This is a genomic window from Candidatus Poribacteria bacterium (genome assembly GCA_021295715.1).
In the GTDB taxonomy this organism is placed as follows: Bacteria; Poribacteria; WGA-4E; order WGA-4E; family WGA-3G; genus WGA-3G.
This window is the reverse complement of sequence record JAGWBV010000034.1, coordinates 18,634-40,125: the sequence shown is the minus strand read 5'-3', so window position 1 is coordinate 40,125 and position 21,492 is coordinate 18,634. Positions and strand designations below refer to the sequence as shown.

Annotated in this window: 11 protein-coding genes; 5 read left to right on the top strand and 6 right to left on the bottom strand. The window is 48.6% G+C overall.

Annotated features, from left to right (window positions below):
* Nucleotides 1–8: 8 nt before the first annotated feature.
* The 4 genes from J4G07_10380 to J4G07_10365 form a co-directional block, all read right to left on the bottom strand.
* Complete coding sequence (locus tag J4G07_10380) at nt 9–1,451, bottom strand: sigma-54-dependent Fis family transcriptional regulator (GenBank protein ID MCE2414403.1); 1,443 nt, start codon at nt 1,449–1,451, stop codon at nt 9–11.
* 147 nt (nt 1,452–1,598) lie between these two features.
* Complete coding sequence (locus J4G07_10375; protein MCE2414402.1) at nt 1,599–3,749, bottom strand: HAMP domain-containing protein; 2,151 nt, start codon at nt 3,747–3,749, stop codon at nt 1,599–1,601.
* Between the two features lie 5 nt (nt 3,750–3,754).
* Complete coding sequence (locus tag J4G07_10370; GenBank protein ID MCE2414401.1) at nt 3,755–5,155, bottom strand: hypothetical protein; 1,401 nt, start codon at nt 5,153–5,155, stop codon at nt 3,755–3,757.
* Nucleotides 5,156–5,332: 177 nt separating this feature from the next.
* Nucleotides 5,333–5,698, bottom strand: coding sequence for a phosphomannose isomerase type II C-terminal cupin domain (locus tag J4G07_10365; protein ID MCE2414400.1), 366 nt, complete (start codon nt 5,696–5,698; stop codon nt 5,333–5,335).
* A gap of 181 nt (nt 5,699–5,879) precedes the next feature.
* On the opposite strand from J4G07_10365, the gene J4G07_10360 reads away from it, so the two are divergent.
* From J4G07_10360 to J4G07_10340, 5 genes are all read left to right on the top strand, one after another.
* Nucleotides 5,880–6,959: a beta-lactamase family protein gene (locus tag J4G07_10360; protein ID MCE2414399.1), complete on the top strand. Its 1,080-nt coding sequence runs from the start codon at nt 5,880–5,882 to the stop codon at nt 6,957–6,959.
* Between the two features lie 26 nt (nt 6,960–6,985).
* A complete protein-coding gene (locus J4G07_10355; GenBank protein ID MCE2414398.1) occupies nt 6,986–8,248 on the top strand; it encodes a DUF1343 domain-containing protein in 1,263 nt (420 codons plus the stop codon).
* Nucleotides 8,249–8,455: 207 nt separating this feature from the next.
* Nucleotides 8,456–9,655: an anhydro-N-acetylmuramic acid kinase gene (locus J4G07_10350; protein MCE2414397.1), complete on the top strand. Its 1,200-nt coding sequence runs from the start codon at nt 8,456–8,458 to the stop codon at nt 9,653–9,655.
* Between the two features lie 17 nt (nt 9,656–9,672).
* Nucleotides 9,673–10,644 carry a WD40 repeat domain-containing protein gene (locus J4G07_10345; GenBank protein ID MCE2414396.1) on the top strand — a complete coding sequence of 324 codons (972 nt, stop codon included), beginning with the start codon at nt 9,673–9,675 and terminating at the stop codon, nt 10,642–10,644.
* 1,161 nt (nt 10,645–11,805) lie between these two features.
* On the top strand, nt 11,806–13,770 hold the full coding sequence (locus J4G07_10340) for a WD40 repeat domain-containing protein (GenBank protein MCE2414395.1): 1,965 nt from the start codon (nt 11,806–11,808) through the stop codon (nt 13,768–13,770).
* 62 nt (nt 13,771–13,832) lie between these two features.
* On the opposite strand, the gene J4G07_10335 is transcribed toward J4G07_10340, so the two are convergent.
* Together J4G07_10335 and J4G07_10330 are read right to left on the bottom strand one after the other, a co-directional pair.
* The gene (locus J4G07_10335; GenBank protein MCE2414394.1) at nt 13,833–14,927 is read right to left on the bottom strand and encodes a PorV/PorQ family protein; all 1,095 of its coding nucleotides are present in this window, start codon (nt 14,925–14,927) and stop codon (nt 13,833–13,835) included.
* A gap of 105 nt (nt 14,928–15,032) precedes the next feature.
* Nucleotides 15,033–21,287 carry a hypothetical protein gene (locus J4G07_10330; GenBank protein MCE2414393.1) on the bottom strand — a complete coding sequence of 2,085 codons (6,255 nt, stop codon included), beginning with the start codon at nt 21,285–21,287 and terminating at the stop codon, nt 15,033–15,035.
* Between the last annotated feature and the right edge of the window lie 205 nt (nt 21,288–21,492).

The following is a 21,492-nucleotide window of genomic DNA, read 5'->3' as shown; positions in this document are numbered from 1 at the left end:
CCTACAATTCAACTCGCAGAACTCGGTCGAGAAATGCCATACCGGTTCATCTTTTTGTACAAGTTACTCCGCTCCACCTTTAATGCTTCTGCGGTCCGTCGGATGTTCCACTTATTCTCTTCCAAAGCCGCAAGGATACATTGCGCTTCGGCAGCATCCATCATTTTACTCAGCGTCGTTCCGGGTTTGTAGAGCGGTATCCCGAGAGAGGACTGCAAGGTACCTTGATCGTAGGGGTTGAGTGCTCCATCCGCTACAGGCGATGAATACGAGGACGTGGATTGCCGCACCAATGACAAAGCCTCGGCGACATCGGGTGCCATGACGACCTCTCGATTTACCATAATAAGGAGGCGTTCAACGATGTTTTTCAACTCCCGGATGTTCCCGGGCCAACTGTAATTTTGAAACACAGCATAAGCCCCTGGATCAATGACTTTCGGGGTGGATGCAATATTGAGTTGTAAACGCTCGGCGAAGTATTTTACTAACAGGGGAATATCCTCTGTCCGTTCTCGGAGCGGTGGAACGGTAATAGGCACGACATTAAGTCGATAGAAAAGATCCCGCCGAAACCGCCCCTTCTCAATTTCCTCGGGGAGGTGTTTGTTCGTCGCTGCGATAATTCGCACATCTACCGTCCGAATCTGATTTCCTCCGAGCCGTTCAACTTCGCCGGTTTCAATGACGCGAAGAACCTTTGCCTGCGCTTTTAAACTCATATCGCCAATTTCATCAAGGAAGATCGTGCCACCATGAGCGAGTTCAAAGCGCCCCTGCCTTCGCGAGTCAGCACCGGTGAATGCGCCGCGTTCATGTCCAAAGAGTTCACTCTCAATGAGTTCATCGGGTAAAGCGGCGCAGTTGAGGGGGATGAAGGTTTTCGCGGCACGTCTGCTCTGTCGATGGATCGCATTCGCAACAAGTTGCTTACCCGTGCCATTCTCGCCAGAGATTAAGACACCGAGTTTGCTTCCCGCGACCCGCTGAATCTGCAAGCGGAGATGCGAAATAACGGCACTCTCACCTACCATTTCGTCGGCGGGTGTAATTTGTGATTTCAGAATCTCATTTTCTTGCGATAAGCGCGATATATCTAAAAACGGTTGGACACTGGAGAGAATTTTATCAATACTGATCGGTTTTGTAATATACCGCTTCGCACCGAGCTCCATTGTTTTAACAGCAATTTCAATATCTTGCTGTGCAGACATCATTACTACATTTAATTCCGGGTAGCGTTCACGAAGTTTTACAAGCGTCTGAACACCATCCATTCCATTTTCCATGCGGATATCTAACAGCACAAGATCCACATCGGACTTGATGCACTGTTGCAATGCTTCTTCACCACTCGCAGCTGTAAGAGCCTGATACCCGCGCATCTTGAGTCCTTGGGACAACATCTTAAGCGTATTTTTTTCGTCATCTACAATCAGAATAGTTTCCATATTTTTAATTACGGTGCTGGTGACCACCCGTCAAATGTAAAGCAAAAAACAAATTATGCCCTCTAAGGAAACCTAATTTTATTTCGGACAGATAGTTGGTTTTCTCAAACGGACACTCTATAGCAGTGCAGCCAACAGGGAGTAGGTTCAGTCTTTAACGCCTACCGTCGGATCTTCGGTTTCCAGTTCAGTAACCAAGCTCGTGCGTGGTATGAATTCTTGAGTCGCTGATGTAAACGCCTCGGAGCGAGTTTCTTGATTGTGGGAAAAATGGATACGGACGGTTGTGCCTTCGCCTTCAGCACTTTGGAAGTCTATATCGGCACCGTGTTCTGTGACAATCCTCCTAACAATTGGCACACCGAGTCCTCTACCATTCGCCTCCGACTTTGTCGTGTAATAAGGCACAAAGAGATTCGCCATCGTCTCCTCGGACATACCGTGCCCTGTATCTTGAATTTCCAGCGAAACCGTGCCATTAATGGCTTTCGGTGCACGGCTGTCGCTATCGTTTTCATCTGCCGTAAGATTCTCTCGCTGACGGCTACTTGGTGTATGGCGATCGTTATCATCTTCTCCCGTCAAAACGTATTCTGAGAGACTGTCGACAGAAACCGAGGATTGACTGCCCTTTGGTGTGAAATAGGTTTTCACCTTAAGCAATCCGCCCGCAGGCATCGCTTCAATTGCATTTTTCAGGAGATTGCCAAGTGCTTGTGTCATCTGTTCCGGATCAACTAAAAGTCGAGGGAGCGGATCTAACTCAGTCCTAACTTTAATTTTCGAGATATTTTCAAGCCAGAACTTCTCAGTAGAATCTTGTAGCACCGAGTCCACCTGCTCTGAACTCATCGGTGTCCCTTCATTTTCCTGCGCAAGGTCGGTTATGTGTCTACCGGTGTATAATGTTAGAACAGATCTCACAATGTCATTCAATTGGCTCCATTTTCGCTGAGGCTTCGGCATTCGCGCGAATTGATGGAACTCGTCTATGAGTTTACCGATCCGATCGACCTCTTCAATGACTGTGTCCGTACATTCACTGAATATTTGCTCAAAGACCTCAGGGTTGGATTTCGCCTGCTGTAGGTTTTCAACGGAGAGCCGAATCGGAAAGAGCGGGTTTTTAACTTCGTGTGCTACTTGTCGAGCGGCATCTCTCCACGTCGCGGCACGTTCTGCCGCCATGCGCTCCTCCATGCTCTGCTTCAGGTCCTGCGCCATTTGGTTGAACCCTTCAGCAAGCTGCCCCACCTCGTTACGCGATTGGATTTTAACGCGATGGTCCAGATCACCTGCAGCGATATGGCTGACCCCCTCACGCAGCACCGCGATCGGACGGGTAATCCGACGACTAATGATATAACTGATGAGATAAACTAACGCGAGTCCACCGATACCACTCAAAAGCAGTGTAATCGTAAGTTGCTGCTGCCATTTCATCTGACGTTCATGCGAATATGCCACGATTAGACCGACAGCGGGGGTCGCGCGCGTCGTCGCGAAGGGTGAGTTGAAAGGTGTTATCCGAAAAGCGGTAAAAGCCCGTCCACCGGTCTCTTCTGTTCCCTGCAAAAAGATTTTTTGTTCTGGAAGCCAACGCGGAAGTGATTTAAACCATCCTCTCCCTTGCGCTGTCTGAGAAGCGTAATTTAGCGGGAGCCAATCCTCTGCCGCTGTCGTCTCCAGCTCGGTGTCGAAGGAGGTCGTCTCCGAACTTTGTGTCTTTCCTACAAGGAAGATAGGATGCTCATCAGATTGGAGGCTCGTTTGGGTCGTCTCCAGCCACTTCTGCAAGAGGTAACCCCCTGTCACAAATCCCCATTCGCCTGCTTCTGTTACCTGAACCACATACTGCAACCCCAAATCGCTCTGCAGCGGAATAATTCTGAGTTGTATATATCCCTCTTCGTCGTCCAACGAATTATATGTTCGCGTCCTCTGTCCTACCCTTGTGTCTGGATATAGCAGCCTTCCATCCGCGGTCCCATACTCTAAGAGATCGAACTCCGGTGCTGGTAGATAAGGGAAGCGCGACTCGCTTTCTATGACGCGGTGCAGTCTCACATCAGTGGCTGTGGCGTGGACTTCTTTCTGAACTTTGTTGAGCAACTTTCGATAACTGTTTGAAATTTGCGCTTGAACCCTCTCAACATAAGAGTCAATTTCCCTTTTAAAAGCGAGCCGAATCAGGAAACTGGTACTCCCAAAGACAACGCCAAACATGACAAGGAAGACGAAGCCGTAAGCGATAAATATTTTATCATGGAATCGTAAACCTGAGAGTCTATTTCTCATTTTTTTCAAGACTCTAAAAAAGATCGGAAATTTCGTTTATAGCCTTCTACACCATCTTGCAGGTATGTTAACTCACTCCCGTCATCATTGTCAAGATGTAATCCCTGGAGCCTGCCTTTCACGGCAATCGTGTCCATTAAGAGGCGCATTAACCGGCAAACAGACCGAATATCCCGCTTCGAGATCGTTAGCGTTGCATTCGGGACCCCGTTCTCACTCAAATCTAAAGCCGTCCCGCGATACGAAGCAGTCTGCATGTGCGTCATGGATAAACCTTCCAACTCGGTTAACTTGCTGTCCATTCCAGTCTCTGTCGGTAGTCCTAAATCGGGACCAAGTTCCTCCCAATGGATAAATAAAACGACTTTATCTCTGGGACCGGCGATAATACCGTTGAGAATAGAGTGATTACTCGTGGGTCCCTTTGCATTTATGACATTAGCACCGCCCCGGCGTTCCTGAATAGATTCCGTATAAAGTTGGACAAGCCATTCACCAAGGCAACTACTGTCAGCGTAGTTGTAAAAAACAATGGTGTTTTTACTTGGGTCCTTGGTTCCGTTAGTTTCTTCAGAAAGATGAATCCATCGTGCCAATTGATATGCCATGTTATCCTGATGGTTATAATCGAGATTAAAGTCTTCATGCGCCTGACTCACCCCTTCGACAGCGGCACGAATTCGGGTATCGGGAGTCTCGTCCTTTCCTGCCGTCATAGCGAGAAAGAACAACCCAACTGGAGAGAAAGCTGAAAACCGTCCCCCAACGCCATCAGGAACAGGAAGCAGTGGGTCCCCGTAGAAGGGTGATTGCTTATGTATTCGGAAGAGCACACTGTCGACGGTTAATCCGGTCGTCGCGAGGATTTGTTTATGCCAGTTTACATCATCAAGCGCATCACGGATAATCATCAATGTCGCCATCGTTTCGGCCGTTGTCCCGGATTTGCTAATGACATTGAAAAGCGTCTTATCAAGGAGGTTTCTTGATTTGAGCATTTCAAGTAAGCCAGCAAGTTTGCGTGGATCGAAGGTATCACCTGTGAAATAGACTTCGGGGGCACCGCCTCGTTCTTCAACCGACAACAAGTTATGATAGGGATGGTTGAAGGAATCGTGAAAGACGCGGGCACTCAGGTCGGAACCCCCAACCCCAATGGTAACTAACACCGAAAACGCCTCACGCGCGCGTGTGGCTAATGCCGCGACCTGAGCAATATCCTCGGACTGGAGATGACTTCGGGTCCACGCACGAAGCCCACGCTCCAATTCGGCAAGTGATGCTTCTGTCTCATCCTGAAAGAGAAGATGAATCTTTTGCAAAGCGGTATCAACCTTCTGCTGTGCCGCCTGCGGGAGCAAACCAACCCTTCCATCGTCAACTGAAAAATGTAGCTTACCGTCCAATTTTTAATTATACCTTGCGGATAGGTAACGACGTTTGTAACATGACGCTTTTCGCGTTCGAGTCGCCTGCGCCGTTGTTGCAGGCTACGCGATTAGGACTCATATTTAACCGGTAACTGACCAGAAAACCGCTCGTAATGAAAGGGAGAACGGCCCAGGAGTCCATCAATTAAAAACCTACATTCTGCCATACTTGTCTGAAAGACGAACGATATCTTCTTCGTCAAAGTGGCCTAACGCAATTTCGAGTATCCGATAGTCTTTAGATTCACCAATGAGTTGATGTTTAGCACCTTGTGGAATAAACACCGGTTCCATAGGTGCGGGACGTTGAAGGGTGCCATCAAGGTTTACACAAGCACCCTCATCAAGCGGAATCCACAACTCACTTCGATGGTGGTGATACTGATAACTCACCTGCTCGCCTGCCCGAATTTCTAAAATTTTGACGGTAACAGGCTGATTGAGGACGTATTGTATGAAACGCCCCCAAGGTTTTTCAGTTGTTATGATTTCCTGAAGTTCTTTTGGGCATAACGCCATGATCCAATTCTCCGTGCCTCATCGTTTGAAAACCTACTTGCAGGTGAAAAAACACTTACCAAAACACAATAGATAGTGTATCATATCAGTAGCGTGTCGTCAACTCAAAAGAGGCACATACTTAAACACTGTCCAAACCGCGTCGTCCGTCATGAAATGGAGGAGGGATTCTTATAGAAAAATGTCAAGTTCTACTCCCACGTCATTTGACCGCAAGGTAAATTTAAAAAACCTTATTGAGAATAGCATCTCCGAGAAGGTGTTTCCGGGTGCTGTTGCCTGTATTCTTACGGATAAAAAGGTGCTTTACCACGAAGCGTTTGGTTATCGATGTGTGAAACCGAAAAAACTACCGATGCTTCACACGACCGTTTTCGACTTAGCGTCGCTGACGAAACCGATTGTTGTAGGGACACTTTGCATGCAGTTCGTTGAGAGCGGCAAACTCTCGTTAGATACGCCTGCAGAGAAATACCTACCGGAGTTCAAGCAGAAAGGGGTGACGCTTAAACATCTGCTGACACATACCTCCGGACTCCCGGCGTGGTTGCCTGTTTATCTGCGTGCACCATCACGAAAGGATGTCATCTCCTATCTCGGAGGGGTGCCACTGGAATCTCAACCAGGGAAAAAAGCCGTGTATAGTTGCTTGGGGTATATCGTGTTAGGCGCGCTCCTTGAAAGCGTCGCGGGACAATCGTTGGATAAACTGGCATACGATCGGATTTTCGGGACGCTCGGTATGGAATGGACGCGGTTCAACCCGCCACACACATGGCGTGAACAGTGTGCAGCCACTGAGGATTCCAACAGTTTTGAACGCCGGATGGTGAACTACGAACGCTATGATTGGCGAGAAGGCATCATCATGGGGCAAGTCCACGATGAGAACGCGCATTTCCTTGGTGGCGTTTCCGGCAATGCAGGACTCTTTTCTACATCAACGGATCTCGGTAAGCTCTGCAGAACGCTCATGAGAAATGGTGGGCAACTCTTACGTCCGGAGAGCCTCTCTACGATGCAACAGGTCGCTTCAGCGGAAGGAGAACGCCGGGGTATTGGCTGGGCTTTGGCAGATGACGGTTGTCTCTACCACACCGGATTCACTGGCACTTCAATACGAATCTGTTTAAAAAGAAAACTTGCAGCGATTCTGTTGACAAATCGGGTGCATCCCGATGCCGATCGGCGTGGCATCATCGAATTCCGAAAAATCTTCCACTTAATAGCCTTCAGCAGTCAGCCATCGGCAGTCGGTTAAAAGATTGGAATGAACGGAGAGGAAGGATGGAAAGGAGGGGACCCATCCTTTCATCCAAACACAAAAAAATGTCTGCCACAGCACAACAGCAAAAAGTTGAATTGGGGTTGAATGTCCTTCTCAGAGAGAAACGCGACTGGATTCGAGGAAAATCAATTGGTCTGATTACAAACCATACAGGCGTTGATGCCACCTTACGGAGCAATTATCGACTTTTCGCGGAGGCACCATCGTGTCGGTTGTCTGCGGTCTTTTCTCCAGAGCATGGGTTCTGGGGCGCGGTTCAAGACGGCATCGCTATCGACAGTCTCAATGTCTCGGACGGGAACCCATCGCGAAGAAACACTCAAGCAAAAACCCCTGACCTCACGAACGTTCCGGTCTATAGTCTATACGGTCAATCAATTCGTCCATCAGCGAGCCAACTTGAAGGGATTGATCTGCTTATCTACGATATGCAGGATGTCGGTGCGCGTTACTATACCTATATTTCGACGCTGCTCCATGCAATGGAAGCCGCAAGCGATCACGGCATCGAGTTCGTCGTCACAGATCGTCCGAATCCGATTACGTGCAATGTCGTGGAGGGACCGGTCTTGGAACGCGGGTTTGAATCGTTTGTCGGCATACACACAGTGCCTATCCGTTACGGATTGACAATCGGCGAATTAGCAACACTGTTGAAGGCAGAGCGTGTCCCCGCGTGTCGTCTAAAGGTTGCATGGATGCAAGGATACGAACGCGGCATGTGGTACGATGACACGGGCTTGCAGTGGGTGCCACCCTCACCGAATATGCCGACACTCACAACCGCAGTCCTCTATCCCGGCTTATGCTTGTTTGAAGGAACAAATATGAGCGAGGGCAGAGGAACGACAAACCCATTTGAATACATCGGCGCGCCTTGGTGCAACGGCGAAAAATGGGCTGAAATACTAAATGCATTGTGTCTACCGGGTGTTCTGTTCCGCCCCGTCGTCTTTACACCTGCTCCAGCCGCTGAAAACACAAAGCACGCGAAACAGACATGCAGTGGCGTTGCAATTCACATTACCGATAGAGAAGGCTTCCTTCCAGTGGAGACGGTTATCCACATGTTATCCACATTAACCACCGAATACAGAAACCATTTTGCGTTTCGACCCGCGCACTTTGATCGATTAGCAGGAAACAGTTGGCTTCGAGACGCGCTGCTAAAAGAAAAATCGATAGATACAATCCGAGCACAGTGGACTGAAGAACTCCAGAGATGGTGTGAAAACACAAAACAATATCACGCCTACAATTAGAAGCAATTAGCGATTGGCAGTTAGCAGTTGGCTAAAGATGTTTTCGTTTAAGAGGGTGTATCTCTGAGGCGAATCTTAAAATGGATTGCCCGCAATGAAATTAGGTTCTCCTTAAATGGCATAATTTGTCTTTGCTTTACATTTGGAGGGCGGATTTACGGAACACTCGTGAAAGTCGAAATGCACGTTGTTCCTCCGCAAGGAAAAATTAAAAAATTTTATGAACTCCTGAAAAAAAATAAGAAATATGTGATCGGTCTGATGTCCGGCACCTCTGTCGATGGTATTGATGCAGCTGTTGTTGAAATTACGGGGCACGGCTTGGAAACGACAGTGAACTTGATCGCTTTTGAGACGTTTCCCTTCCCCCCCGAAGTGCCACCACGGATCCTCGCTCTCTGCCAACCCGATACGAGCCGCGTTGACGATATTTGTGAGATGAATTTTTATATCGGACATCTTTTCGCGGAGGCTGTCAAACATATCCTACAAAAAAATGGAATACACGCCAGTGCCATTGACCTCATCGGCTCACACGGTCAAACGATTCACCACCTACCCAGAGATCCAAATATTGATTGTAGTGCTTCTCGATATCCGTCAACACTTCAAATTGGTGAACCTGCCGTCATCGCACACGAAACCGGTATTCCCACCATTGCTGACTTTCGGGTGGCAGATATGGCAGCAGGCGGACAAGGAGCACCGTTAGTATCATATCCAGACTATCTGCTGTTCCATGATAGTATTAAAACAGTAGGACTCCTGAACATCGGAGGGATCGCGAACCTCACAGTGCTTCCGGCAAACGGATCGTTCGATTCGGTTTCCGCAGCAGACACAGGACCGGGAAATATGTGTGTTGACGCAGTCGTGAGCGAGATAACGGATGGAAAAGAACGTTATGACAAAGCCGGGCAGCGTGCCGCGCAAGGCACTTTTTACCTACCCCTCATTGACGAATGGTTAAAGCATCCTTTTTTCCACCTATCACCCCCAAAAACCACAGGACGCGAGATGTTCGGACACACCTTCGCAATGGAATGTTTGGCGGCATGTCGTGAACACAGTCTCTCAGAAGACGACGCTATTGCGACGTTGACCGAATTGACAGTTCAGACGGTTGCCCTTTACATTTCGCAATTTGTGTCGGAACAGAACCCGATAGACATACTCTATGTGAGCGGCGGTGGGGTACACAATCAGACTATCATGCGATGCCTCAACGAAGTGTTAGCGAATACAATTGTTGAACCTGTGGATAGCTCAGGCATCTCGGCGGATGCAAAAGAGGCAATCGCGTTCGCAATTCTTGCAAACGAGTCACTTCACGGACAGACTGGAAACTTACCTTCCGCGACAGGCGCGTCTGTGCGGAAAATTCTTGGTAAGTTCGTGTGTCCATGATTTAATGGTCTTTAGCCATGAAAACAACTTCCACCCAAGATTTGTCTCACATCACCATTGAAGTCGCTAATAGGAGGGGAGTCTGCAGTGTCGCGTTCAGCCCCGATGGCGCAACACTCGCAAGCGATAGAGATAACACCATACAACTCTGGGATGCTACCACCGGACAGAAGATAGAAACGAAGAAACTATTCTGGGTAGATATTGCTGGGCACTCCACAGCGGATATCAATAGCATCGCCTTCAGTCCAGATGGACAGATGATTGCAGGCGGGATCAACGAGCGTGAAACTATCTGCATCTGGGACGCTGCCACCGGTGAGCAACTCAGAGCAATACGAGAAGATGCAGCTAATGCTTTACATTGGGTCAATACTGTTGCCTTCAGTGTTGATAGCACAATACTTGCAAGTGGAAGTGAAGATGGAAATCTCTATCTATGGGATGTAGCAACGGGTAGAAAAATGAAAACCCTTACTGAGGACACGGATAATATTTTCAGTGTCGTATTCAGTAGTGATGGAAAAACATTAGCGAGTGGGCGCGGTTACGCCATCCAACTTTGGGATGTTGCCACGGGCAAGCAATTGGGAAGACTCATAGGACACACTGACTGGGTTCGTAGTGTCGCTTTTAGTCCCGACGGACAGACACTCGCAAGCGGAAGTTGGGACAAAATTGTCCGACTATGGGATACAACCACCGGACAGCAACTGAAAATTCTCACTGGACATACCGATCCGGTTCTCAGCGTTGCTTTCAGCCTTGACGGACGAACACTCGCAAGTGGGAGCGCAGACAAGACCATCCGTCTCTGGAATGCTGCAACAGGTGAACAACGTGCAATCCTGACAGGGCACACGGCACCTGTCAAGAGCGTTGCCTTCAGTCCAAACGGTGTAACGCTTGCAAGTGGCAGTGAAGATGGTACAATTCGTCTATGGGACCTTACGTCTCCTACGCTTCTGCGAAAAGGCGAAAAGAAATAGAAGCCAAATCGGATGATGGACTACTTTCCATAAATGTTGCGTCCGAAAAAACACTTTATCCAAACACACCCCGATTTTCTTCGCGGAATTATGCACCCGTTTCACTCCTAAATAGCGTCACCAGATACGAATGCCCACTGATAAAACTATTTCTTTTTGGAGGCGACGCATGAAAAACGATGATACCAAACTCATCCAGCGCGTCCTCGCAGGCGACGATAATGCCTTCTCCGTGCTTGTGAGAAAATACCAAAAGCAGGTTCACGCACTCGCGTGGCGGAAAATCGGGGACTTCCACATCGCAGAGGAGATTACGCAGGACACATTCCTGAATGCATATAAGAGACTCGCAACCCTGAAGAAGCCTCAAAGGTTCGTGAGTTGGCTTTATGTGATTGCCGCGAATCGCTGCAGTTCTTGGCTCCGTAAAAAACGGTTGTGGACGCAGCCGCTGGAGGAGTTGGAGGAGACGGACAACGATCCGTTACAAAAAGCAACGTATTCTGGGTATGTCATTGAGGAAAACGAGCGCACAGCCGTAGATGCCCAACGTGAAGTTGTTAAAAAGTTGCTGGCGAAACTCCAAGAAAGTGAATGCACAGTTATCACACTCCACTACTTCGGCGAGATGTCGTGTACAGAGATTGGGGCGTTTTTAGGTGTATCCGCAAACACGATCAAGAGTCGGCTTCGTCGCGCACAGCAGCGTTTAAGAAAGGAAGAACCAATGATAAGAGACGCTTTAGAGAACTTCAAAATCACACCGAACTTCACGGAGAATATCATGCTGGAAATCGCTCGCATTAAACCTGTTGCACCGTCCAGCGGTAAACCTCTCATACCATGGGCAATTGCAACTTCCACAATAGCAGTGGTCTTGCTGATGTTAGGCATTGGAAGCCATCAATACTTAGGACGTTTCCAAAAGCCATACAGTTTCGATGCGACTTCAGAGATGACGATTGAACTCATTGAAGCACCGGCTGTGCTGAACCTCGTGTCCAAAACGGATAAGCGAACACAACTCGGAAATCCAGGAAACGTAATAATATCCCAGCGTTATATGCGGAAGCACAAACGGATAAAACAGCTGAAGATTATGCAAAATGGGAACTTCCAACAGAGGCGAAAGCGCGCTTGGGAAAGGGTGGAATCAATGCGATGCAATTCTCACCGGATGGCGCGCAACTCGCTGTCGGTAGCAATATCGGTGTATGGCTCTACGATGTGGAGACAGGCAAAGAACTATCGTTGTTTGCAGGCATGTGTCAATCCCTCGCGTTTTCACCAGATGGACGTTATCTTGCCAACAGTGGTGGAAGGTATACAACGGACGAAATTCAAGTGTGGGATACAACTACTGGGCACAAAGTGTCACTCATTGATGCCCCTACTTCTGCCGCAGCATTGCAGTTTTCCTCAGATAGCAAAAGGCTGATTAGTTTGAGTAGCTTAGGGAACACAATTAGTAGGTTGAATATTGAAACTGGCAAGAGAGATGTGACAACGCTCAAAGGGCGACCTGAATCAGAAGTCGGGACTATCTCTGAAGTTTACGCGTTCACATTTGATAAGATCGCTTTTGGAGGTTGGAACGGGAAGATTCAATTGTGGGACACAACAACTGGAAAAAAGTTATCCACCCTCAGAGGACATGCAGATTCACCCGCTCACCCGCTTCCTTCACGCTTGCCTCCGTCACCTTTAAATCGGAAACGTGTCTTAGCGTTAGCATTTTCACCCGATGGCACGCGGCTCGCAAGTGGAAGTAAGGATAACACAGTCCGATTGTCGGGTAACGCCAGCGATAACCAACCGACTGTGCTTCAAAAACATACAGGTTGGACAAACGTGTTAGCATTCTCTCCAGATGGAAAGATACTTGCCAGTGGAAGTACTGATAAAACGGTGCAGTTATGGGATACTGCTACGGGTGAACCAATTTCAACACTCACGGGACATCTCAACGGTATTAATGCGTTAGCGTTTTCGACTGATGGCACCACGCTCGCAAGTGGGAGCACAGATGGCACTGTCCGATTTTGGAACACAGAAAATGGGGATCCGCTATCTACGCCTATCACTGGACACACTGAGTGGGTAAAAGGAGTGACTTTCTCTAAAGATAGTTCTACACTTGCGAGTGTAGCGTTTAACGGTGCAATCACTTTTTGGGATGTGAAGACCTCACAAAAAATCAATCGCCAAATTACTGGACACCGAGATTGGTTAGCGACCTTAGCGTTTTCACCGGATGAAACACAGCTCGCAAGCGTTGGCGCGGAAAGTAACATGGTCGTAGGATTCGGTCGCGTGATAAAGCCTGATCCTTTAATTCGTTTGATTGATGTAAGCACCGGACGCGAGATGGCAACATTGAAGGATAAGCCCGGGGTCTCAAATCTGGTATTTTCGCCTGATGGCAAAACAGTAGCCTTCAGCAATCACGGTGAAATTCGTTTGTGGAGTACAGAGGCAGGGTCTGTTCTTAATATGTCGCCTTCGGATCCGAAGAACAATTTGCCTGAGAGGTTGGAGCCTGAAATCAGTGCCTTGGTATTCTCACCCGATGGCAAGAAATTAGTCAGTGGAACCATGGACGGAAATATTCAGATGTGGGATGCGGAGATGGGAATCGAACTCACTTCCCTCGTAGAGCAAGAACCGGACGGGGCAACACATGAGATGAAAGATGGAGGAATGCGGGTGACAACCTCATATAAAGATCCTATTTTCGTGCTGGCATTCTCTCCAAATGGCAGACGACTCGCTGCTGGAAGTCAGGAACAGATTCGTTTGTGGAACATGGAAACCGGGAATTGGGGAAAGGGAATTTCCTCAATTAACAGCCGTGAAGAGGGCAGAGCAGTCTTTCACGGTTCTCAGACATTGGTGTTTTCGCCTGATAATATTATCCTTATCAATGGTGATAGAAACGGCAAACTTCAGTTGTGGGACATAATAACAGGAAATGAATTCATCACTCTCAACGGACACACAGCACAGGTAGAAACGTTACAATTCTCGCCCAACGGCAAGACACTCGTCAGCGCAGCACAGGACGGCACAATTCTCTTGTGGGATTGGAATGAAATCCTTAAGGGTTTCACTGTGATAGGTGAATAATATCCATCTGTCCCCGGTTGCCTAACAAATACTTTCTCTGACTACCGATTGCTGACCGCCATTTAAAATCTAATTCTGAGAGATATACGATGGCTGCCACCTAATGCCGGGTGGTTCGCAAACGCATAGTCTAATCCCGCACCTGCGCCGGTGACGAATCTGAGATTCAATCCAACCCCTGCTGTCAGCTGACGCACGCTCTCAAGGCTTCCACTCCGCTCTGCCATTCCAACCCGTAAGGCAAGCAGGTCGAAAAGCGTCCACTCAGCACCGGCATGCAACTCAACTGGACTGCCCTGTGGTGCCTCGGCATCAGATTGACCTCGATTCTGAACGTAGGTATCCAATGCGAGAATGAGTTTACTTCGGAAGATAGGGAGCGAGTGTATCGTGGCAATACCAATCTTCAGATGCGGCAGTATCGTCTCGGTGTGGGATGTCTGGTCGGACGATGGTGGCGGTGTATTCCAATAGAGTTTCGTCGTGAAGGCATCACTCGCCTGCAATCCGAGCATAAGCTGATGAGATTTTTCTGGGTTCGTCATTGCGATAACACCGACATCTGCCCCACCACCGATGGCATTTGTGCTTCGATACCCACTCATATAGAGAAGTTTGAGCGTCCCACCAAGATGTAAATTAATACCACGGAAAGCTGGCAGTCTCCAGCCGTGAGCAAAGAGAAAGGCGTTATCGGTATTGTTAAAAGATCCGACGATCTCTGGACGGTTTTCAGGTCCGACAGGCCGGCTGACAACGGGTAGACTGGTAATAGGAATATCGTCAACACCGACGCGGAGCCAGCTGACACCAATCGCGCCTCGCTTTTTCAGCGGCTGACTTTTGTCCTGCAAGTTGTGTTTTGCAAGCGGCACCACAAAACTGACAAAATCGTAAGCATCTTCTCCATTGAGCGTAGAGTGCATGAAACTGACTTCATATCGAGTCAGCTGTCCCAATCCAGCGGGATTCCAATAGGGGGCATAAGCATTGTCACTCAGCGCAGTCCCCGCACCGCCCATAGCAAGTGCGCGGGCTCCAACCCCAAGTGTTAGAAAATCAGCAGTGTACCTGGCATCAACGGATTGAGGAGCCACCACACAGAACGCAATTACACACACCAGAAAATAGAAGATATTTTTTTTAAGATGTTTCATTTTTTAATGGCCATCGGCTATCAGGTATCGGCTGTCAGTAAAGAGGTTATATGCATGCGGGAAACCTCTTGTAACTGAGGACTGACTGCCGACTGCTGACAACCATTAACGCAATTTCATCATTTTAAGTATTTCGGTTATATCTTTTTCACCGTCGCGCTGGATTCGGAGTTTAGCATAGTAAACGCCATTTGCAACCTCAACTCCATCAGCATCTCTGCCATCCCATTCCACCATAAGAAACCCAGGACTTGCTGGCAGAGAGAGTTCCCGGATAAGTCGTCCACTCAGCGTATAGATTTTCACAACGAGTGCGTCAGCAGGGGCTGTCAATTCGCAGGTGAGCGTTGTTTTGCGGGGAAAAGGATTTGGATAGTTGAGAAACGATAGCAGTTGCAAAGCGTCATGGACCCGAAATGTGATTTCTTTTGTATCTGTATTTCCATGAACATCGCTTGCGGTGAGGCGGACCTCATATTCCCGCGGTTCAAGCTCGGGAGACGGATATGTCAACACGAGTTGATTTGAGCCTGGGTGATGTGTCACCTGATACGCCTCTGGATGAATACGTTCATATTCTCCGAAAGCGTCTCCAATTTCTAACAGCAACGGACGGGTGAAGTAATCAAGCCCGCTTAGGTCAGTTAATGTTGCTCCGATGAGCGGCTCAGAATCTGTTGCGTCCCCCGTCACAAAATGTTGTTGATTGCCAATAGTGAGTTGTATATCAGGTGGCACTGTATCGTCGGTATACAACAGTGTAATCGGTCCGAGCCGATCCGTTGTAGCCCGAATAGTGCCGACAGATCGGGTTTGAAACCGAAATCTATCGCCAGGAACAAAGGACCGTTCACCTTGTGTAATTTGAAAACGCAAACCGTAGGGCTTATATGCGAACGGTTCTCCGACCCTTCCACGCAACGGTTGGTTTCCATCGGTTTGGGAGCGCAAAATGCCGGTTCTTTCACCTTCAACCTGAAATTCAGTATCGGTAAGGAAGAAGATAATCCACTTATCCTCCGGCATAGCAGTGTCCGGCGGAAGTTCAATGTAACTGATGGTCCCCGTGCCTCGGTTAGTATCTCTGAATCCAGATGCGTACCAACGCTGCCCCTGTTGAGTGACATCAAGATCCGGCTCAACATCCGCAGCCTGTACAAGGGAAGTTATGTTGAATGTCAAGACATCCCCGAATGTAAAGGGTTTTTCAAAATCGAGTTCTACATTAACCGAGAAGCCGTGTCTAAAACTGGGTAAGTCTGTCGTAAAACTTCCAAGCTGCTCCGCGGATGCGATAACTTCCAACGGCTCAAAAGCCTGCGTGTCCTCTATTGAAGGGGAAGCCAGGAAAAGCCGATAAGTTTGAGGACCTGTGAAGAAGAGGACGTATTTGCCGGTCGGAGCGCCTTCAGGTTGGATACGGACATCGCGGAGTGTGCTTTCGCCAACGTTTTCCTCACTCACGTTTGTTACATGTATCCACTGCTGCAACGCGCCCGTAGTATCGGCAAGTTGTTGAGAAGGAAGCCTCGCCCAATTTCCGAGTGTCGAGTTAAACATATAGATGCCCAACTCACGTGCGCGGGATTCGATGGCGGCGTTAATTGTATCTGTCACCCCAAATTCATCTGGACCCTGTTCTATAGGCGTCTCTTCGGATTCCATACCGCCCAACAATTCTCGCGTGAGTTGGGTTCTGAGCGTACCAAGGTCGAAACTTAAGTCAATCGCCACTGGAGAGGCAAGTTTAATGGCTGCTGGCTCTTGGAAACCGTCGGAGCCCTCTGACTGCTGATTGCTAATGGCTACTATTTCATAACCGTAAGTAGAAATCCCAGGAAGCGGTGCCCGTTTGGACATTCCCTCAAATTCACTGGGAGATGAGGGTTTCGGAGTTGTATCAAGAGAACTCGTCTCTACAGCCGCAAATTGTTGTTCATCTAACGGACGAACTGCCAGCACTGCAGCTTCTTGGAAACCACCAGGAGGAACAGTGATAACGCAGTTCCGGTCCAAACTGGTAATCTGACTCGAAGAAGCCTTTCCGACCGCATTCATATCAATAAGGAGTCGTCGGTAGGCGATATTATCCTCCTCATCGTTTTCAAGGACCTTACCGGGCTGATCCGCTTCAGTCTCTGTCACATCAATATAGACGAATATGTCATGTGTGCCGAGAGGCAGCGGGTCTTTCAGATTTAAAGTAGCCGTTGCAATTGGCAGTGTGTTCAGGGGATCCGGTTCATAAACATCTTTCTTCGTACCGGGGTTCGCCAATGGCGTGCGTTGCACCCAGTCGTTGGGTTGAATGCGGGTAGTTCCTATGAGATTCGCGTCATCGTCAACAAGTGTATCATCGTCAACATCCGGATTGCCGCTGAAAAAAGCAACCTGAATCGGATTCGCTATACTTTCGCCTTCTACCTGGACATCTGCCGAGAGGTGCCATTGCTCCATTTTAGTGTTGTAGCCGTACTCAATCCTGCTGGTTCTGTCAACCTCCACAACCGTCAGATTAGGATACACGTAGGGATAATATTGGAGTCTATCACTTGTAACCGTATTGTTGTCTATATCCGTGACTTGAAGATTATACCGGATAACGGAACCATCTGTAGGCGCGTTTAGTGGTTCAGGTACTGTCCACCATCCGTCTTCTGTCTTCGGAGACTGAGGGGGCGGATCTGCCGGAACGAGTTGGACGTTCTCCCATTCCCGACTCTGTGGGTTGCGCCATTCCAAGAGGACGAGAAACAGCTCTTCTTTTTCATCGGAAACCTGAACGGAGATGCGGAACTTGCCCTCATCGACTAATTCGGGTTTAATGTCAAGGATTTTTGGGATATTGACGGTAAATCCATCGCCACCGACAGCAACAGTTGTGTTACTTTGAGCGTAGTACTCGACATGGGCATCACCGCTGTCAATGTTTTTCGGAACAGAAAAAGTCAATGCGGGATAGGCACCGCGGTTAACATTTGCCGTTTTCGTGAGAATCACGTCGCCGGTGTAGTATTTTACTGGACCCGCAACACCTTGAGCAGTGGCTGTTTTCCCCGGAAATAAAGCTTTAACGGTGAGTGTGCCATTAAAAGAGGTATCGGTCACAAAGCGTTTTGAACGGCTTGCCGCGTCGTAAGTAGCAGTCTGTACGTGCCCGGCTGCAATTCGGAGCGTATCTCCAGGTGCAACTGTTTTCGTCTCAATAGTGGGTTGAATTTCACCATTAGCGATTGCAATTTGTAAGGCAGGGTCTCCGAAAAGGGTATATTCCATCATAATATCAATTTGACCTGTGCCCTCTGTCATTAAAAGTTCAACCTTTGAATCGAAACTTAAGGGACCGAGTTGTCGGACGTTCCGTTTAAAGAGCATATCGAAAATGATACGGTTGAGTGCATCGTTCCCGCTGCCATAGGTGAGACGTGTCGCGCTCAACATCCCAATGATACCGCCTCTCTCTTTACGCAACAACTTCTCCGCCATACTCGGTTCGCCAGGCTTGTCAAAATAGCCGTTGTAACAACTGAGGACTAACATGAAAGGGATCTTTGTAGTTTCTTCAACTTGATCGACGGAGGCATTATCAAAGATCGCTTCATGCGCCCAAACGATTCTACCGCCGTGTCCGGCATATTGTGCGAGGACAGCCCCCTCTCCGAGCGCCTCAATGATTTGATCTTTCGCAACGCGTTGCGGCAAGAGTCCTGGGTAATCCGCAGGACGTGCTTCCACTTGGTCGATGACATCTTCAAGGAACACCTCAACCGTTTCATATCCAAGACGGGTGTGATCTTTCGCTATTTCATCAAGGCTCTTCTTGAAGATAAAATCCCCGGAGTTGCTAACTTCGTCGTCAGCAACAGAAATGATTCTTCTTCGCCAATCCCCGTTAGGCGGTGCCTGTTCGTAGGCGATGATTTTGTCAACAACTGCATTAGCTTGATCAGGGTTTTCAACACTGAGTCTACCGATATAGAAATCGGTGAATTCATCGTGTCCGGAGACGGTCGCATACCAATGATCTGCGGCGGTCCGTCCGAAGGAGTCGGTTCGGATATAATGGGTCGGAATGTACCCGGTCAGTTCAGGCGGTTCAGCATAAATATCTGTGTCAATGCCGCGAAAATCGAAGGTGCCATCTCCCAAAAAAGCCACATACGTCAGTGCTGGCGGGGTCCAAGACTGATATGCATGCTTTAGAAACGCCTTAATAGCCTTTGGGCTCACACCCCCATCACCAAAGGTATTGTAAATCTCATCGGTTGTAAGAACTTTCGTGCGGTATCCGCCGCCGCCAGGCGTTGCGCGCCACGCTGCCAACCGTTGTGCGGCAGGTAGGAAGTTAGGGTGCGTCACAATTAGATAGTCAGCACCGTGCACCGCAGTCGCTAAGTCTGTCGGCGCAACGACCTCAACCCGATCAGGCTGACGCAACGCCATATCGGAGATGGCGATAAATTGTGTGCTTCGGGTATCAGGAACTTGGAAAAGTGCATTATACGAATTAGGATGTGCTACATCTACTTCCACATTCACACCCTGCATCTGGGCAGTAAGGTATGTACCATCTGTCTCAAAGACATGTACTCCCGGATCACGGAACGCCTCAATTTTATACTGAAGTTTCCGCCCTCCGGGGGGTTTCCGCTCTTGGGAGGTTGCATCGGCAGTGGGAGATCTGAACCACAATTCGTCAGCAACGGCTCGGAAGAGGCGAGTATACTCGACAGAAAAACGATTGAGGTAAACATGATAGGGGTATCGGGTGGTATCTTCATCAACATTGCTGTCAACTCTGGCTAAAGACAATACATTCTGATCACCTTTGACGCTGTCCTTGAGTGTATCCCATGTGCGCAATGTACGCCCAACGGTGAGTGTATCTTGCTGTTCCCACTCAGCAAAGTCAATCCGGACTCCATTAATAGCGACCAAAATCTCGTGTGATACCGGTGTGCCGCCTTGCAAATCAACAGAGATGCGTGGCGGATCGAAACTTTTTGCGACATCATAGAGCGGGAATTCGAGGCGCATCTCGGCGGCATCACCGCCATTTTTGATACCGTCCCAGTACCAAAAGTCCAAAGCATCAAACCAACCGTGCTTATTACCAGGCGAAACCGTCTCGGTATGAACAAATTCGAGATTACTCGTTAGATGATCTTCTTCAAAGTCCACTTTAGAACGGAAGGTAGGCACCTGCGTTGCTGTTTGGTCTGTGGGGCTGGCGGTAATCTGTGGCACCCGTGTCGGAATGCGACCACCGTTGTCAATCATGAGCCAATAAACGTTCCAACGACTGTATCGATTTTTAGGCTTATGACCGAGGAAAAAGATGGCATCGTTCGGATCAAAACTTCCATCCGCCGCGCCACTGATGTATACAGGAATGTCTCTATTTCCTTGTGTGAGTCGAAGTCTCGCAGGGTGCGTACCGATAAGATCTATACCCCAATCGTTTTGTAGAGATGCCGCTGTTACTGCGTAGATACCTGTCTCTTGGATAGACAGCTTATAACGAGTTTCATTACCTCCGTTGGGAATAAGTGTTGGTGCTGCAGGGACCAGTGGACGGGGTGCCCGGAAGTGAGCGGCTTGTTCAGCATTGAGGAGTTGATGTGAGAATGCACGCTCAAAAGCTTCCGATTCTGGGACAGTTATCCCTTCGCCAGGAAAAATTTGTGAGCCGCTTCCTTGCGCTGTTAGTGGTCCTCCCTGCTTTGTGTAGGAGAAACGAATGTTCACTGTGAAGCGTGAATACAAACGCAGTTGGCGAGTGTTCGGTAGGTATTGCACAGGATATAGTGCCAATGCGATAACACGTTGGCTACGAATATAGCCTTCACGGACGATCCGAGCAAGGGGATGCCCTGGGTATGAGTGATTTCCAGCAAACGAACGACTTTCCTTTAACTGATACGCGCTCCCGTTTTCCGACCAGTGCTGTGAAGCCGAGTGCTGTGAATTGCGCTCATGTATATCAAAAATCGGAACTGGAACGAGGCGCACACCGGTGCGTGTCTCAGCGGATGCAGCAGAGACATCGACTGCTTCAATTGTAGCCGCCGCGGGTATACCCAACATGAGGCGAGTAACAGGAGCTTTGGGGTTTCCCGGTTCGTCGGTGAAGTGACATTCGTCGTAACGCACCTCTTGGTAGCGGACATTATTCCGGATTACCTCAGAGACAGTCAGCTCCGGCAAGGTGAATTGAAGGGTGATTCCGTCTGTCGATGTCGTTTGGGCAATCTCTGCGAAGGAATCAGAGCTACAAACCACCCCTATGAAGGTGAGAATGCAGATACCCAATAGCATTTTTAATTTTACTTTGCGGGGGAATAACGTGCGTTTCGACATTAACGTTCCTCTCTCAAATCCGCCTGCGCCGATGTTGCAGGCTAACGGTTTTGAATTATAGTGTTATGCGAAGGGTATATCCTTCACTTTTTTTATCTTTTTTCCAGTGTCTTAACATCCACCAAAGCGTATAGCTTGCAACAGCGGCGCAAGCGGATATACACAAAAGCACGTTATATCCCAAACCCATCCGATTGACCGGCAA

Excerpts from the sequence above, each read along its gene's own strand:
- J4G07_10340 (MCE2414395.1), top strand. The coding sequence starts at position 11,806 with ATGCAATTCTCACCGGATGGCGCGCAACTCGCTGTCGGTAGCAATATC.
- J4G07_10365 (MCE2414400.1), bottom strand. The coding sequence starts at position 5,698 with ATGGCGTTATGCCCAAAAGAACTTCAGGAAATCATAACAACTGAAAAA.
- J4G07_10330 (MCE2414393.1), bottom strand. The coding sequence starts at position 21,287 with ATGTCGAAACGCACGTTATTCCCCCGCAAAGTAAAATTAAAAATGCTA.
- J4G07_10355 (MCE2414398.1), top strand. The coding sequence starts at position 6,986 with ATGGAAAGGAGGGGACCCATCCTTTCATCCAAACACAAAAAAATGTCT.
- J4G07_10380 (MCE2414403.1), bottom strand. The coding sequence starts at position 1,451 with ATGGAAACTATTCTGATTGTAGATGACGAAAAAAATACGCTTAAGATG.
- J4G07_10345 (MCE2414396.1), top strand. The coding sequence starts at position 9,673 with ATGAAAACAACTTCCACCCAAGATTTGTCTCACATCACCATTGAAGTC.
- J4G07_10360 (MCE2414399.1), top strand. The coding sequence starts at position 5,880 with ATGTCAAGTTCTACTCCCACGTCATTTGACCGCAAGGTAAATTTAAAA.
- J4G07_10375 (MCE2414402.1), bottom strand. The coding sequence starts at position 3,749 with ATGAGAAATAGACTCTCAGGTTTACGATTCCATGATAAAATATTTATC.
- J4G07_10335 (MCE2414394.1), bottom strand. The coding sequence starts at position 14,927 with ATGAAACATCTTAAAAAAAATATCTTCTATTTTCTGGTGTGTGTAATT.